The organism is Agrobacterium vitis (assembly GCF_037039395.1).
GTDB classification, from domain to species: Bacteria; Pseudomonadota; Alphaproteobacteria; order Rhizobiales; family Rhizobiaceae; genus Allorhizobium; species Allorhizobium vitis_E.
This window is the reverse complement of the sequence record NZ_CP146241.1, coordinates 491,329-504,041: the sequence shown is the minus strand read 5'-3', so window position 1 is coordinate 504,041 and position 12,713 is coordinate 491,329. Positions and strand designations below refer to the sequence as shown.

Sequence of the window (12,713 nt, the reverse complement as noted above, 5' to 3'; positions counted from 1 at the left end):
TTTGTTTGATGAGTTGTTTGGTGTGTAGGTAAGTGTGAAATTAGAGCGCTTTGCGTGAACGGGGGTCGATGTAGTCCCGTAAGGCATCTCCGATGATATTGAAGCTTAGAATCACTAGAAATAAAGCGAAGCCAGGTGCCAAGATCACGTGCGGATGGCTTGTGAACTGGGCGCGCGACGAAGCGATCATCGCTCCCCATTCTGGCGTCGGCGGCTGAGGGCCAAGTCCGAGAAAACTTAGACCCGAGCCGATGAGGATTGCTTCCGCGAGAGACAGCGTGCTTTGAATTATGATCAGGGACATAGTGTTTGGAAGAATGTGGAAGAAAAGGATACTGGAATCCCTTGCTCCAAGCGATCTTGCCGCCGTCGTAAACTGGCGACGCTTCAGCGCCAGCACTGGTCCTCTGAAGAGCCGGACATTGGCAGGTATCGTTGATATACCTATTGCAAGCGTTAAGCTGAGTATACCGGGTCCGAAAATCGTTACGATGATAATGGCAAGTAGCGTGCGGGGAAATGCGATCATCCCATCGATGAACCGCATGATGAGGCTTGTAAACCGATTCTCGTAGTAGCCGCACAGCAGCCCGATCACAACGCCGATCACCATCGCGATTGCAACGCTGACCAAGGCGACTACGAGTGTGATCCGCGCGCCCCAGACCACGCGTGCCAGCATGTCTCGACCAACCTCGTCTGTCCCGAGCAGATATGTTGAATTCGGTGAAAGAAGCGCGGTACTAAGTGAAACCCGGGTTGTCGTTTCCCAATCGTATAGCCAGGGAGCGCAAAGGGCAGCGAGCACAAACACTGTAGCCACCGCAATCGCTGCGATAGCGATGTAATTTTTCCGTCCGATCAGATATCCGAACAAACCTTGGGGGTTTTTGTGCTTATGCATAGGAGATGCGGGGGTCGAGAATGCCATAGATCACGTCCACAAATAGGTTGATGATGACGACGGCGGCGGCGAAGACGAGAATTGTCCCCTGGATGACATATATGTCCCGAACCATGATCGCTTCGACCATGTAGCGACCCATGCCTGGCCAGGCGAAAACCGTTTCAACGATTGCCGCTCCGCCTAGAAGCCGGCTAAAATCCAAGCCAAGTACGGTGACGATTGGAATGGATGCGTTACGCAGTGCATGGCGATAAGTTACTTTCCACCATGAAAGTCCCTTGGCGCGGGCGGTTCGGATAAAGTCCTCTGTCAGCACCTCGAGCATGCTGGAGCGAGTCAACCGTGCGAAAGTGGCTACATAGGGCAAGCCGAGTGTCAGGCTTGGTAGCACAAGGTGGGCCTAAGTCCCGCGGCCGGTCGGCGGAAGCCAGCCGAGCATGGAAGCAAAGACCAGCATAAGCATAAGGCCGAGGAAAAACCCGGGCATGGATATCCCCAGCACTGCTATCCCCGTAACAAGTCGATCGGCCGGGCCAGAAGGATTGAGGGCGGAATAGATACCGAGTGGCACCCCGACTAGAACTGCAATCAGCATACCGGCAATGGTCAACTCGAGCGTCGCAGGGAACGTTCTAGCAATGCCTTCTGTTACGGGACCAAGAGTTTGAAACGATTCACCTAAGTCCCCCTGAAGCAGTTTGGTCAGATAGATCCCATATTGATGCGTTAGAGATTTATCTAACCCGTAATTGATCCGTATCTGCTGCACATCGGCTTCAGTTGCGTCTGGCCCAGCTGCCATCCGGGCAGGGTCGCCAGGAATTAGGTGAAGTACAAGGAATACGGCCACCGAGACTCCCAGCAACATGGGGGCGAGCATGACAAGGCGCCGAAAAATATAACTTACCATAGTGCTGGACCTCTCTCGGGGATGCATGGACAGTTCTTACTGTCATGCGACATGCTTCATTGGGTTGATCCGGATGGCGTGCTCGAGGTTTTCGTCAGCCTGGTCCAGCTTATTTTGGCGCTCTCCCAAGAGCTTGCGTAAGTCGGAGATGTGGGCCTTCTGGTTCTCTAGCATGGATGCAACGCAATCACGGGCAGGCCCACCCTTGACACGCCGACGTGCCACACTTCTTGCAGGGTCGAGGGCTTCCCTTAGGTCATCTTCGGATATATCGAGGGCGTGGCCTAGCACCTCAGATGCGATGCCGTTGACCAGTTCCGGCGTGATGTCAGCAGTGCCACGTAAGCCGCGTTCATGGCATTCGCGCACGAGTAGGCCAGTGATTTGATGTGCAGCACGGAAGGAAAGCCCATGCTTGGTTACATACGAATCTGCAAGTTCGGTCAAAGTTGAGTAGTTGGCCGAGGTCTTTTCCAGAAGCGTAGCGCGGCGGAACTGTAGTCCGCGCACAACCGCGCTGGTCAGCTCAAAAATCGCTTCTGTTTGCTTTATTGCGTCGCCAAGCCCTGCCGTACTTTCGCTTCCGACCTCTCTTCCATGGCTATAAGCTGCACCACGTTGAGCTGCTAGCGAGCCGGCAAGCGCACCGTAGAGATGGCTGGCCTTCGCTTTCAAATGTTCGATCGGACTAGGGTTCTTTTTCTGCGGCATGATGCTGCTCGTGCCAGCGATCGCATCATCAATTCCGATAAAACCGAACTCAGGCGTATACCATATATGCAGGTCAGCGCTGAATCGGCTGATGGTCGTTGCAGCCATCGAAAAACCGAAAAGCAGTTCCGGCACGTAGTCACGAGACGCGACTGCATCAAGCGAGTTCTCCACCAGTCCATCAAAACCCAGCAAGGCTGCCGTGCGATCGCGGTCGATAGGGTAGGTCGTTGTCGCCAACGCGCAGGCTCCGAGCGGCGACAGGTTAATGCGTGCATAACCATCAATTATCCTCTGCGCATCACGCAGCAGTCCTTGGGAAATGGCCGAGAGATAATGGCCGGCAGTTATCGGCTGGCCAGGCTGGAGATGAGTATAGCCAGTCATCACAGTATCGATCTCGCGTTCAGCCAGCGCGACTACGTCGGTGATCGCGTCGAGCAAGAGGTTTGACATCGCAATGCTGTAACCGCGTACCTTCATACGCTGTATGGTGGCATAGAGATCGTTGCGGCTGCGCGCAGTGTGGAGTCGACCGCCAATTTCTCCGCCAATTTTGCCGATTAGTGCATGTTCTAAGTTAAAGTATAGATCTTCACGCTCCGCATCTAGCTCAATGGCATCGACTCCCTGCCGATCTAGCCAGGCGATGCCCCCTAGTAGCGTTGATCCCTCCGAGGGCGAGAGAACGCCGGTCTCCACCAGCATAACCACATGCGCCTTGTTGATCCTCGACATTTGAACGAAATCAGGCTGTAGGTTGCCGAGCAGGCGAGGATCGATCAAGTGTTTCTTAATCATCTCACTCGGTGCCGAATTCAATCTCTCTCTCACGAATTTGTTTCCTTACGATATTTATTGGCCCTGCAATAACATCCGGGCGGTCGGAAGACTCCGGCGCTGCAACGCAACATTTTTGTGCACTGCCCAGTCATGTCTAAAAAACATTCTCTTCCGAAATGGAAACTTCTCAAGGCTACATGGAACTATGTCGCCATGTTTAAATGTTATGGGCGCAGTTGAGGAGAGAATTTGAATTGACGGTCGGGTGGTTTACGCTAAGTGGCAATCCAAGAATCTCACTTGGGTATCATGTGGCGCCAGCATTATGGACTTTTGGAACGAGATAGGATCTTTAAGGACATGCAGCTTCAACCAAAGCAACTCAATGCGTTCCTTGCAGTTATCGAGGCAGGTGGCATGTCCGCGGCAGCGAAGACCATAGGTATAACACAGCCAGCAGTCAGCCGGCTGATCTTTGATCTCGAAAAAACGCTTGGCTTCCGTCTATTCGAGCGGTTGAATAACAGGATAATTCCGACTGCTGAAGCAAGGCTGTTCCTCGAGCATGTGGAACACTGGCATATCGGACTCGAAAACATCGGCGATGCGGCGTTAGGGATCCGGAACTCGGGAATTGGTCGGATATCGCTGGCTGCGATGTCGGGACTGTCCTTTGGACTATTGAATAATATTGTCAGCGATTTTCTTCGGGACCGCCCGAACGTGTCTTTCGCGCTAGAGGTAGGAAAATCTAGCACGACACTGCGGTTAATCAGCACATTCAAAGTGGACGTGGGACTGGTCCAATGGAGAGCAGAAAGCCAATCGGTGAACCTGATCAAGCTGCCGCCCTTCGCTGCCGTTTGCGTTATGCGCGCCGATCATCCACTGGCCTCGCGAGACCATATGTGGACACCCCCTCGGTCAAGCCTTTCTTCTGATCTTTTTGAACCCGGCTGGCTGCTCGCATATGTCCGGCCTCTCTGATGATCGGCCGAACGGCCGCGGGCCTTGATGAAATCCGCGGATCATGGTCCCAATCAAAAAAGCGCATTCTGCAGATGCAGTCTCGCGAACGGGTTGTCCTGATCCCCGGCGGAACCGGTATTCATCACGATCGTCTGGCAGGCCCTCCGAACTCGGTGACGCTGGTGCGTCGGTTTCTATGCGATGGCGTTTGTGTATACCGTCTGCCGAGTCATCACGGCCCATGCGATCCGCGCCATCTTGTTCGCCAGCGCCACGGTCGTCAGGCGCGGGGGCTTCGTTAACAACAATTTCCTGACCCACTCGATGAGCGGCCCGTGCATCTTATGCCTGACATGCCTGAGGACGGCTGTCGCGCCGACGATCAGCAGCGTTCGCAGATATCGGTTCCCGGCCTTCGTGATCCTGCCGAGGCGCTCTTTTCCTCCAGACGAATTCGATCGTGGCGTCAGCCCGAGCCATGCGGCAAATTCTCGCCCCGACCTGAAGACTGACGCATCAGGCACCGTCGCCGCCAGTGCTGTGGCAGTGATGACGCCGACGCCCGGGATCGTCGCAAGCCTGCGGCCTGCTTCGCTCGTTCGTTGCCATTCGCGTATCTTGGCTTCAAGTGTCCTGACCTCGGCGGTCAGGGAGTCGATTTGCCTGGCCAAGGATACGACAATGTCAGTCACGAGCGGCGGAACGTCCAGCTCTGTCGGCTCGTGTGCGAGCACCCGCTCGACGAGCTCTGCCGTTCTTTCGATCCCGACCGGCGCCACGATGCCGATCTCGGTGAGATGGCCTCGTAAGGCGTTCACCAGCATGGTCCTCTGCCGGATGAGGAGAGCACGCGACTTGTGCACCATCAGGATCGACTGCTGCGACGCGGTTTTGATTGGAACGAACCGCATGGTCGGCCGGGTCACAGCCTCGCAGATCGCCTCGGCATCCACCATGTCGTTCTTCCCCCGCTTCACGTACGGCTTCACATAAGCCGGCGCCATCAGCTTGACCTCATGGCCCATGCCTGTCAGTTCGCGAGCCCAGTGATGCGCGGAGCCGCACGCCTCCATGCCGATCAGACTCGGCTCCAGCTTGGCAAAGAATGCAAGAAGGTGTGTGCGCCGGAGTTTCTGAGCGATCACGACACGACTGCTGTCATCAATGCCGTGAACCTGGAAGACATTCTTTGCAAGGTCGATTCCGATTGTCAGCCTGGACATCCCGTTTCCTTTCCAACGTTTGATTGGTCCCTGCCGATATTCTCGGCGGTAGTGGTGGGGGTGTCCACATCATCAAAAAGCCGTCGCCGGCCGCCCTTCACGTTGTTCCGGCCCCGGAGGGGTGCGGGCCGATCGTCCCCGGTCTTTCGACCGCCATCGAGATCGCGATGGGCGCGATCCGATCAGCAGAAGGAAAATCATGATGGCTACGATCGGCACTTTCACCCGCGCCGAAAACGGCTTTACCGGCGCCGTGAAAACTCTCAACCTCAACGTCAAGTCGGTGAAGTTCTTGCCCGTCGAGGGCGAAACCGAAAACGGCCCCGACTTTCGCGTGCTCGTGGGAACCACGGAATTCGGAGCGGCATGGAAGAGGCAGTCCGACAAGGGCAACTCCTACCTCTCGGTCAAGCTGGACGACCCGAGCTTCGCCGCTCCGATCTATGCGAGCCTGGTCGAAACGGAGACCGAGGAACTGGCGCTCATCTGGTCACGCCGCCGCGCCGCCAACTGAACAGGCCATCGGTCGAGCCCCGCGACAGCGGGGCTTTGCCATGCTCATGCCCGTCGCCATCAGGGAATACGGAGCGCTGCGCGCACCTTGTCGCGGTCAGCTGCGGCCCGTGCCTTGCCGATCAAGGGGGAAGCCAAGGGAAACTTTTCCCCTTTCTCCCCTCAAACGCCGCCTGCGCAGTGGCAGGCCCGCCGGTTCGCAGCACGGCCGACGATCCTCATCCTTCCGGTCGTCTCCATTCCGTCCCGCTCACGCTGGCAGGCCGGCCATGCTCGCCGGCATTTGCCCCCTCCCATCCCCGCGCGCTCGCGCGCCTCCGGAAGGCATGTCGGGGGACATGCCTTCGGCATCAACGGGAAAGGAGCAAGGACCATGAACTATCATCTCGCCACACGCTTCGGCCGCAACAGCCACCAGATCAGCGGTCGCGAAGCGCTCGACAACGAGGCGCTTTATCGGCACGTCCCATCCATCTTCGCCCGCGAGGCGCACGACAGTCGTTCGCAGCGTTATGTTTACGTGCCCACCATCGACATCGTGGAGGGGCTGCGCCGGGAAGGATGGCTTCCGTTCTTTGCCGTGCAGGCGGTTCCGCGCGATGGGGATCGCATGGGACACGCCAAACACATGCTGCGCCTGCGCAGGGATGACGGTATCGGCAAGCCGGAGGCGGCGGAAGTCATCATCGTCAACAGCCATGATGGCACCAGCAGCTACCAGATGTTCGCCGGGATGTTGCGTTTCGTCTGCACCAACAGTCTGGTTGCGGGCGAGCGCTTCGAGGAAGTCCGCGTCCCACACAAGGGGAATATCCAGCATGATATCATCGAGGGCGTTTATACCGTGGCGGAGGATTTCCCGCGCCTCATCGACGCCAGCGAGACCATGAAGGAAACCCGGTTGTCGGAGGAAGAACAGCGCGTTCTTGCCGACGCGAGCCTTTTCGCCCGCTACGGTGAGGAAGAAAGACCTATCCGACCCGACCAGATTTTGATCCCGCGCCGCCGTGAGGATAGCGGGCAAAGCCTCTGGACCACCTACAACGTTATTCAGGAAAACATGATAAAGGGCGGTTTGCACGGGAGCAGGCGCAATGCCGGAGGCCGCATCCGCCGCAGCCAGACCCGCGCCGTCAACGGTATCGATCAGAATGTCACCCTCAACCGCGCGCTCTGGACGTTGGCCGAGGGTATGCAACGCCTTAAGACGCGTTGACCGCAATCCGTAGAGCCGGAAAGCCGGCTCTACGGATTTACGCTGTTCAGGCTTTCCGATTGGACGGATTGCCACCGATCCGTGGTCCTGATCGGCGGTGCGGCCGCGTCTCCTCGGTGCGATCGCCGCTCGCCGGGCCTTGCCCGGCTCGCGATACGAGCACCGTCATTGTCGCGACTGCGGCGCTTCCGGCAGCCGAATCACCTGTGTCAGACACATAGTCGAAGCACCAAGAAAAGACGATTATGGGTGGCATTCGTGCAAAAAGCGATTATTATCATCGTAGTTCTGGCTTCTGCGCCGCGACCTGTGGCGGTGATCGCGTTCATGATCACCGCCCGTCAGTCACGGGCCGCACGAGCGTTGCTTGGCTGGAAACAGGAGACGCTTGCCGACACGGCCCAGGTATCGCTAACCGCACTCAGACGTCTCGAATCCGAGAACGGGTTGCGCGTCTATGAATCGACCCGCGACCAAGTGCGGCGTGCCCTTGAGCGCAACGGCATCGTCTTCCTGACCATCGACAAGGGAGAAGGCGTGATGATCATGGATAAGGGCAATGCACCAGATAGCGGAAAGCGCCTGTGAATATTGGCGTGTTTCGTCGTTATCGGGCTACTCCGCGTCGCCGATACAGATGTCGTTCGACAACGATGTCATCATTCTTGCATCCGTCTGCTCGACAATGATGGACGTTCCCATACTGCCCATTCAAAGATATAGATTTCCCGTTTGGGAGGATGAATGACAGAGCCGGGTTTCCTTGATGAGCCGCCGAACAGCGCCGTACTCACGGACTACGATCGGTCGCACATGAAGGTGTATATGCGCGTGCTCGACGCCGCGACTGATGGCGCTGACTGGCGCGAAGCGGTTGCCGTCATTTTCGGGATCGATCCCGACGCCGAGCCGGAACGTGCCCGGCGCATTCACGACAGCCATCTTGCCCGTGCCCGCTGGATGACCGAGCACGGCTATCGCCAGATCCTTCGCGAAGGCCGCTGATAATGCAGCGTTGCGCCGCTGGCATCGCTTGATGCATTCTTAAACTCTTCCCAAATCATCAAGTTTCGGGAACGTTTGCGCCCCCACGTTGTGGCACGAGGAAAAAGGATGAAGCCTAACATATCGCGCTGGCGGTCCTCGGAGACTTACGACTACCTGGACGCCCTCGACTCTCCCGACCTCGCCTGGGAATGGCTCAGGCGCAATACCGACTATCAGAACGACTATGCCCGGGCTGACAGCCCCTCCCTGAAACAGGAACTGCGTCTGAAGTGGGGCCTGCAGTTTTTTCGTCCCGCCGTCGCTGAGTGCTGGAGAGGGTCCCGTGGTCTGGTCGGCGGAGGCGGACACCAGCGCCGTGCTGCTCGCACAGATGCCCGCCCTTCTGCCGACGGTCGACAATTTCTATTCCGAGCTGCGCGAACCAGCCGCGCGCGCGCACGAGGACGAGGACGGCAGGCATTTCCTGTTCAAAACTGGCGGCCAAGCGATCCGGATCGTCCAACTTGCCGGCGTGCCGCCTGAAACCCCTCTCGCGGCGCTCGTGCCGCTCGATCCAGACGGTTTCGACCGCACAGAGGCGATTGAGCGCCTACTGCGCGCCCTTCTGGGGCGCACAGTCCCTGACGACCGCCGACTGACGCCGCAGCAAAAACGTCGTCACCGGTTCATGCTGCAAGCCACCGACGGACGCATGGACGGCGCCACCTATCGCGACATCGCCGGCGTCATCTTCGGCGTCGACCGCGTCGCCTCCGAACACTGGAAAACCTCCGCGCTCCGCGATGCCACGACAGCCTTGGTGAAGGATGGGATGGCGATGATCGCCGGCGGCTATCGCACGCTGCTGCGCCATCGCCGCCGGTCCTGACATGACCCCGCAGGGGTGAGAATTAGCGCACCCTAAGTTCCCCCTCCCTCTACGCCTGCGATCTTCGCCACCGTGATCGTCATCCGCCGCTGCCCACCAGCGACCGCATGCAACACCACGGAGGCCCGATCCATGCGACCTGTTCATCCCACCGTCCCGCCGCGCTTCCTGCGCACCAAGGAAGCGGCCGAGTTCCTGAGCCTTTCTGCCCGTACCCTCGAAAAGCATCGCACCTACGGGACTGGGCCAGCCTATCGCAAGCTCGGCGGCCGCGTCGTCTACGCCATTGACGATCTTCAGGCCTGGACCGAACGCGGCTCCGTCACCTCGACTTCCGATCCACGCGGCTCTGTGCTGCCCGCCAAGCGTCAGGCATCTGTTCCTTCGCTCGCCTATGGCGGCGCGGCGCGCCATCGCTGAGGCGGACACGGCATGCAGCGCCGCCGCCTCATCACCTCCAGCGAGCGTAACACGCTCGATCCGTTCGTCGTGGCGACCGGCGATGCAAAGCCGCGCGACCAGCGCGATCTGATGGAACGTCCGTTCTTCTCGCTCGCAAAATCCAAGCGCATCGTTCCGATCCTCTACCAAGCGGGAGACGTTCGCGTCGAGGTCCTCGCCGTTCAGGAGCACGGCATGGCGACGATCTGGGACGCCGATGTCCTGATCTGGGCCGCAAGCCAGATCGTGGAGGCCGAGAACCTGGGCCTTCGAACCTCGCGTTTCCTGCGCTTCACGCCCTATCAACTTCTCACCGCGATCGGCCGCGAGACCGGCGCGCGCGACTACAGGCTCCTGAAAGGCGCTCTCACCAGGCTCCAGTCCACCGTCATCCGCACCAATATCCGACACGGCGAGAACTGGCGGCGACACCAGTTCTCGTGGATCAACGAGTGGGAGGAACTCACCCGCGCCGACGGCCGCGTCGAGGGCATGGAGTTCGTCCTGCCAGACTGGTTTTATCGCGGCGTCATCGACCGATCGCTGGTTCTCACAATCGATCCGGCTTACTTCCGGCTGACTGGTGGGATAGAGCGCTGGCTGTACCGCGTCGCCCGCAAGCATGCGGGTCGCCAGCCAGGCGGGTGGCTGTTCGATGTCCCGCATCTTCATGAAAAATCGGGCAGCCTGGTCCGCGTCTCCGATTTCGCGCTCCAGCTCCGCCGCATCGTTCTGCGCCAGCCGCTGCCCGGCTACCGGCTGCGGATCGAGCGCGAGGGCCGCCGCGAGCTGCTCCGAATCCTGCCCGCAGAGTTCCCCACAGGCCCTGTGGATAAACCTGTGGAAACACTCGGGACTTCGCACGCAGGGCTATCGGGATTTTGCACGCAGACGGTATCGGGACTTCGCACGCACGAACCGCAGTTAAGTCTCTGGTCTGAAACGACGAATCCGGGCCTTAACTTAGAGTCTAACAGTGAATCTAACCTTGAAGGGGGCGCGCGCGATGTGGAAAAACTCATCCGCGGCGCTGCCAGAACTCTCGATATCGGCTCCGCAAAGACGAAAACCGGACACGAGCCGGCTACGACTTTCCGTAAATCCTCCTTTACGGCAGACGATGCTTCGCGTCCCGTAAAGCCGCCACGATCCCGCAAGTCGGGAGGCGCCTCATGATCGTCGCCATTCTCAACCAGAAGGGCGGTGCCGGAAAGACGACGCTTGCCCTCCATCTCGCCGGCGAATGGGCACGGCACGGGCTGCGCGTCACGCTGATCGACGCCGACCCGCAGGGCTCTGCGCTCGACTGGTCGCAGGAGCGCGGCCGCGAAGGCCTCCCGCGCGCCTTCGGCGTTGTCGGTTTGGCTCGTGACACGCTGCATCGCGAGGCGCCGGAACTCGCTCGAGATTCCGATCACGTTATCATCGACGGGCCGCCACGGGTCGCCGGCCTCATGCGATCCGCGCTGCTTGCCGCGGACCTCGTGCTCATGCCGGTGCAGCCGTCGCCGTTCGACGGCTGGGCCTCGGCCGAGATGCTGACCCTCTTGGCGGAGGCGCGCATCTACCGGCCGCAGCTTGCCGCCCGCTTCGTTCTCAACCGCTGCGCCGCTCGCACGATCATCGCCCGCGATACGGCCGAGACGCTGGCCGACCATGATCCGCCTGTGCTCGCCACCACGATCGGCCAGCGTGTCGTTTTCGCCGACGCGGCGCAGACCGGCCGGCTCGCCTGCGAGATCGCCGCCGACGGTCCGGCAGCGCGCGAGATTTTGGCGCTGGCGGCCGAGATAGCAAGGCTCGGCGTCGGGAGGACCGCGTCATGACGGCGCGTACGGAAAAGCGCGGGTTCGCCTCCCGGCCGGGCGACGCTGAAGGCTGGATCAAGGCCGGTGAGACATCAGCTGTCCGCAGCAGCGAGACCGCTGCATTCACTGCGCGTCTGACCATCGACATCACGCCCGAGCTGCGCGGCCGCATCAAGATCGCCGCCTTCCGGGGCGGCGTGACCGCTTCCGACATGCTGCGCGAGCTGCTCGAACGCGAATTTCCCGGCACGCAAGGGGGTGACACACCATGACTGGCAGTACAACAACCCGTATATGCGGGAACGCGCTATCGGACGATCTTCCGGCATTCCTCACCCTTGTCGAACTCACCTGGATCGAGAAGCGGATTGAGAACTGGGTCAGGTTCGGTCACGAAAGCTACGAGCAGAAGCTCGACAGTCGCCGCAGGCTTGTCGGTTTCTCGCCCGAAACGATCTTCTGCCTCGTTCGCTGGGCCGCGAACGGATACGGCACGACCATATCACGCATCGATATCGTGCGCGCCGTCGACCGCGGCGAGCCTTTCCAGACGCTGCCATATGTACGCCCCGGCGGCGAAATCCTGTTGAAGATCGCCGGCTGGCCAAAGGTCGAGCGCGTGCTTCAGATCATTGACGCCATCGAGGCGCAAGCCATCGATCCCGCCGACGTCTCGCCGGATCACTGGCGACATGTCCATAACCGGCTGGCGGCCGGCGATGAGCCACGTGTCTACAGCGCCGGCCGGCACGAGGCGTTCCTGATGCGCCGGAGAACGGAGTCATGACCCGCCTCGGCTATGTCATGGCGACGTGCCTCACGGCGATGGGCGCTGTCGCTGCTGCTGCAATCCCTACGCCGATAAAGCTGATCTGGAATTCAACCGCCAGCGCGCCCGTCGGATTCTATACCGTCGAGCCGGTTGACGCGACCGAGGTGCCGGAGCTGGTCGCCGTGCTGCCACCTGAGCCGTTCGCCTCCTTCATGGTTGAACGCGGCTATGTCGGACGCGGCGTGCCGCTGCTGAAGCGTGTACTCGGCGTGCCGGGACAACGAGTCTGCCGCACCGGCCGCACCATCACGGTCGACGCGATCGAGATGGGCGAGGCGCTGGAGCGCGACCGGATGGGCCGTGATCTGCCTGTCTGGCAGGGCTGCCGCGTAATCGCCGAAGGGCAGCTCTTCCTCATGAATGGGCAAGTCCGCGACAGTCTTGACGGCCGCTACTTCGGCACGCTTCCCGCCTCGGCGGTCATCGGCCGCGCCATTCCCCTCTACACCGACGACGACGGCAACGGCCGCTTTGTCTGGCGCGCCCAAACACGTTGAGGCGCGCACCGACACCTTTCATCCACG

18 protein-coding genes are annotated in these 12,713 nt (G+C 59.8%); 13 read left to right on the top strand and 5 right to left on the bottom strand.

From position 1 onward, the window contains the following. Positions 1-40: 40 nt before the first annotated feature. The 4 genes from V6582_RS02320 to argH are packed head-to-tail and all read right to left on the bottom strand — an operon-like array spanning position 41 to position 3,350. Positions 41-931, bottom strand: a complete 891-nt coding sequence (locus tag V6582_RS02320; RefSeq protein WP_197434531.1) for an ABC transporter permease — start codon at positions 929-931, stop codon at positions 41-43. Continuing rightward, positions 897-1,298, bottom strand: a complete 402-nt coding sequence (locus V6582_RS02315; RefSeq protein ID WP_337739418.1) for an ABC transporter permease — start codon at positions 1,296-1,298, stop codon at positions 897-899. The genes V6582_RS02320 and V6582_RS02315 overlap by 35 nt, the downstream gene beginning before the upstream one ends. Positions 1,299-1,307: 9 nt before the next feature. After that, on the bottom strand, positions 1,308-1,817 hold the full coding sequence (locus tag V6582_RS02310) for an ABC transporter permease (protein WP_197434533.1): 510 nt from the start codon (positions 1,815-1,817) through the stop codon (positions 1,308-1,310). A 42-nt stretch (positions 1,818-1,859) separates the two neighbouring features. Then, positions 1,860-3,350, bottom strand: a complete 1,491-nt coding sequence (argH, locus tag V6582_RS02305) for an argininosuccinate lyase (RefSeq protein WP_349508854.1) — start codon at positions 3,348-3,350, stop codon at positions 1,860-1,862. Positions 3,351-3,671: 321 nt separating this feature from the next. Here argH and V6582_RS02300 point away from each other — a divergent pair, with 321 nt between their 5' ends. Then, the gene (locus V6582_RS02300) at positions 3,672-4,298 is read left to right on the top strand and encodes a LysR family transcriptional regulator (protein ID WP_197434534.1); all 627 of its coding nucleotides are present in this window, start codon (positions 3,672-3,674) and stop codon (positions 4,296-4,298) included. A 176-nt stretch (positions 4,299-4,474) separates the two neighbouring features. On the opposite strand, the gene V6582_RS02295 is transcribed toward V6582_RS02300, so the two are convergent. Next, positions 4,475-5,503 carry an IS110 family transposase gene (locus V6582_RS02295; protein ID WP_060718548.1) on the bottom strand — a complete coding sequence of 343 codons (1,029 nt, stop codon included), beginning with the start codon at positions 5,501-5,503 and terminating at the stop codon, positions 4,475-4,477. Positions 5,504-5,705: 202 nt separating this feature from the next. On the opposite strand from V6582_RS02295, the gene V6582_RS02290 reads away from it, so the two are divergent. The 12 genes from V6582_RS02290 (at position 5,706) to V6582_RS02235 (ending at position 12,686) form a co-directional block, all read left to right on the top strand. Then, positions 5,706-6,017, top strand: coding sequence for a DUF736 domain-containing protein (locus V6582_RS02290; protein WP_156634287.1), 312 nt, complete (start codon positions 5,706-5,708; stop codon positions 6,015-6,017). Between the two features lie 372 nt (positions 6,018-6,389). Then, positions 6,390-7,232 (top strand): DUF932 domain-containing protein, encoded by an 843-nt coding sequence (locus V6582_RS02285; RefSeq protein ID WP_156634193.1) that lies wholly within the window; start codon positions 6,390-6,392, stop codon positions 7,230-7,232. Positions 7,233-7,559: 327 nt separating this feature from the next. Then, the gene (locus V6582_RS02280) at positions 7,560-7,820 is read left to right on the top strand and encodes a hypothetical protein (RefSeq protein WP_156634288.1); all 261 of its coding nucleotides are present in this window, start codon (positions 7,560-7,562) and stop codon (positions 7,818-7,820) included. A 156-nt stretch (positions 7,821-7,976) separates the two neighbouring features. Next, positions 7,977-8,237 (top strand): DNA -binding domain-containing protein, encoded by a 261-nt coding sequence (locus tag V6582_RS02275; protein ID WP_156634195.1) that lies wholly within the window; start codon positions 7,977-7,979, stop codon positions 8,235-8,237. A 108-nt stretch (positions 8,238-8,345) separates the two neighbouring features. Then, on the top strand, positions 8,346-8,762 hold the full coding sequence (locus tag V6582_RS02270) for a transcriptional regulator domain-containing protein (protein WP_234889834.1): 417 nt from the start codon (positions 8,346-8,348) through the stop codon (positions 8,760-8,762). Continuing rightward, positions 8,653-9,108, top strand: a complete 456-nt coding sequence (locus V6582_RS02265) for a DUF2285 domain-containing protein (RefSeq protein ID WP_234889838.1) — start codon at positions 8,653-8,655, stop codon at positions 9,106-9,108. The genes V6582_RS02270 and V6582_RS02265 overlap by 110 nt, the downstream gene beginning before the upstream one ends. A gap of 132 nt (positions 9,109-9,240) precedes the next feature. Continuing rightward, entirely contained in the window at positions 9,241-9,528 is a 288-nt protein-coding gene (locus tag V6582_RS02260) for a helix-turn-helix transcriptional regulator (RefSeq protein WP_156634197.1), read from the top strand. A 12-nt stretch (positions 9,529-9,540) separates the two neighbouring features. Next, the gene (locus V6582_RS02255; protein WP_156634199.1) at positions 9,541-10,725 is read left to right on the top strand and encodes a replication initiator protein A; all 1,185 of its coding nucleotides are present in this window, start codon (positions 9,541-9,543) and stop codon (positions 10,723-10,725) included. Further along, entirely contained in the window at positions 10,722-11,375 is a 654-nt protein-coding gene (gene parA / locus V6582_RS02250; protein WP_156634201.1) for a ParA family partition ATPase, read from the top strand. The genes V6582_RS02255 and parA overlap by 4 nt, the downstream gene beginning before the upstream one ends. Beyond that, complete coding sequence (locus tag V6582_RS02245) at positions 11,372-11,629, top strand: hypothetical protein (RefSeq protein WP_156634203.1); 258 nt, start codon at positions 11,372-11,374, stop codon at positions 11,627-11,629. The genes parA and V6582_RS02245 overlap by 4 nt, the downstream gene beginning before the upstream one ends. Next, the gene (locus tag V6582_RS02240) at positions 11,626-12,144 is read left to right on the top strand and encodes a DUF2840 domain-containing protein (protein WP_156634205.1); all 519 of its coding nucleotides are present in this window, start codon (positions 11,626-11,628) and stop codon (positions 12,142-12,144) included. Before V6582_RS02245 ends, V6582_RS02240 begins: the two co-directional genes overlap by 4 nt. Continuing rightward, on the top strand, positions 12,141-12,686 hold the full coding sequence (locus V6582_RS02235; RefSeq protein ID WP_156634207.1) for a S26 family signal peptidase: 546 nt from the start codon (positions 12,141-12,143) through the stop codon (positions 12,684-12,686). The genes V6582_RS02240 and V6582_RS02235 overlap by 4 nt, the downstream gene beginning before the upstream one ends. The last annotated feature ends 27 nt before the right edge of the window (positions 12,687-12,713 follow it).

Bases quoted from the DNA above. Each gene is read 5' to 3' on its own strand.
- V6582_RS02320 (WP_197434531.1), bottom strand. From the start codon at position 931: ATGGCATTCTCGACCCCCGCATCTCCTATGCATAAGCACAAAAACCCC.
- V6582_RS02310 (WP_197434533.1), bottom strand. From the start codon at position 1,817: ATGGTAAGTTATATTTTTCGGCGCCTTGTCATGCTCGCCCCCATGTTG.
- V6582_RS02300 (WP_197434534.1), top strand. From the start codon at position 3,672: ATGCAGCTTCAACCAAAGCAACTCAATGCGTTCCTTGCAGTTATCGAG.
- V6582_RS02295 (WP_060718548.1), bottom strand. From the start codon at position 5,503: ATGTCCAGGCTGACAATCGGAATCGACCTTGCAAAGAATGTCTTCCAG.
- V6582_RS02290 (WP_156634287.1), top strand. From the start codon at position 5,706: ATGGCTACGATCGGCACTTTCACCCGCGCCGAAAACGGCTTTACCGGC.
- V6582_RS02285 (WP_156634193.1), top strand. From the start codon at position 6,390: ATGAACTATCATCTCGCCACACGCTTCGGCCGCAACAGCCACCAGATC.
- V6582_RS02280 (WP_156634288.1), top strand. From the start codon at position 7,560: ATGATCACCGCCCGTCAGTCACGGGCCGCACGAGCGTTGCTTGGCTGG.
- V6582_RS02275 (WP_156634195.1), top strand. From the start codon at position 7,977: ATGACAGAGCCGGGTTTCCTTGATGAGCCGCCGAACAGCGCCGTACTC.
- V6582_RS02270 (WP_234889834.1), top strand. From the start codon at position 8,346: ATGAAGCCTAACATATCGCGCTGGCGGTCCTCGGAGACTTACGACTAC.
- V6582_RS02260 (WP_156634197.1), top strand. From the start codon at position 9,241: ATGCGACCTGTTCATCCCACCGTCCCGCCGCGCTTCCTGCGCACCAAG.
- V6582_RS02255 (WP_156634199.1), top strand. From the start codon at position 9,541: ATGCAGCGCCGCCGCCTCATCACCTCCAGCGAGCGTAACACGCTCGAT.
- parA (WP_156634201.1), top strand. From the start codon at position 10,722: ATGATCGTCGCCATTCTCAACCAGAAGGGCGGTGCCGGAAAGACGACG.
- V6582_RS02245 (WP_156634203.1), top strand. From the start codon at position 11,372: ATGACGGCGCGTACGGAAAAGCGCGGGTTCGCCTCCCGGCCGGGCGAC.
- V6582_RS02240 (WP_156634205.1), top strand. From the start codon at position 11,626: ATGACTGGCAGTACAACAACCCGTATATGCGGGAACGCGCTATCGGAC.
- V6582_RS02235 (WP_156634207.1), top strand. From the start codon at position 12,141: ATGACCCGCCTCGGCTATGTCATGGCGACGTGCCTCACGGCGATGGGC.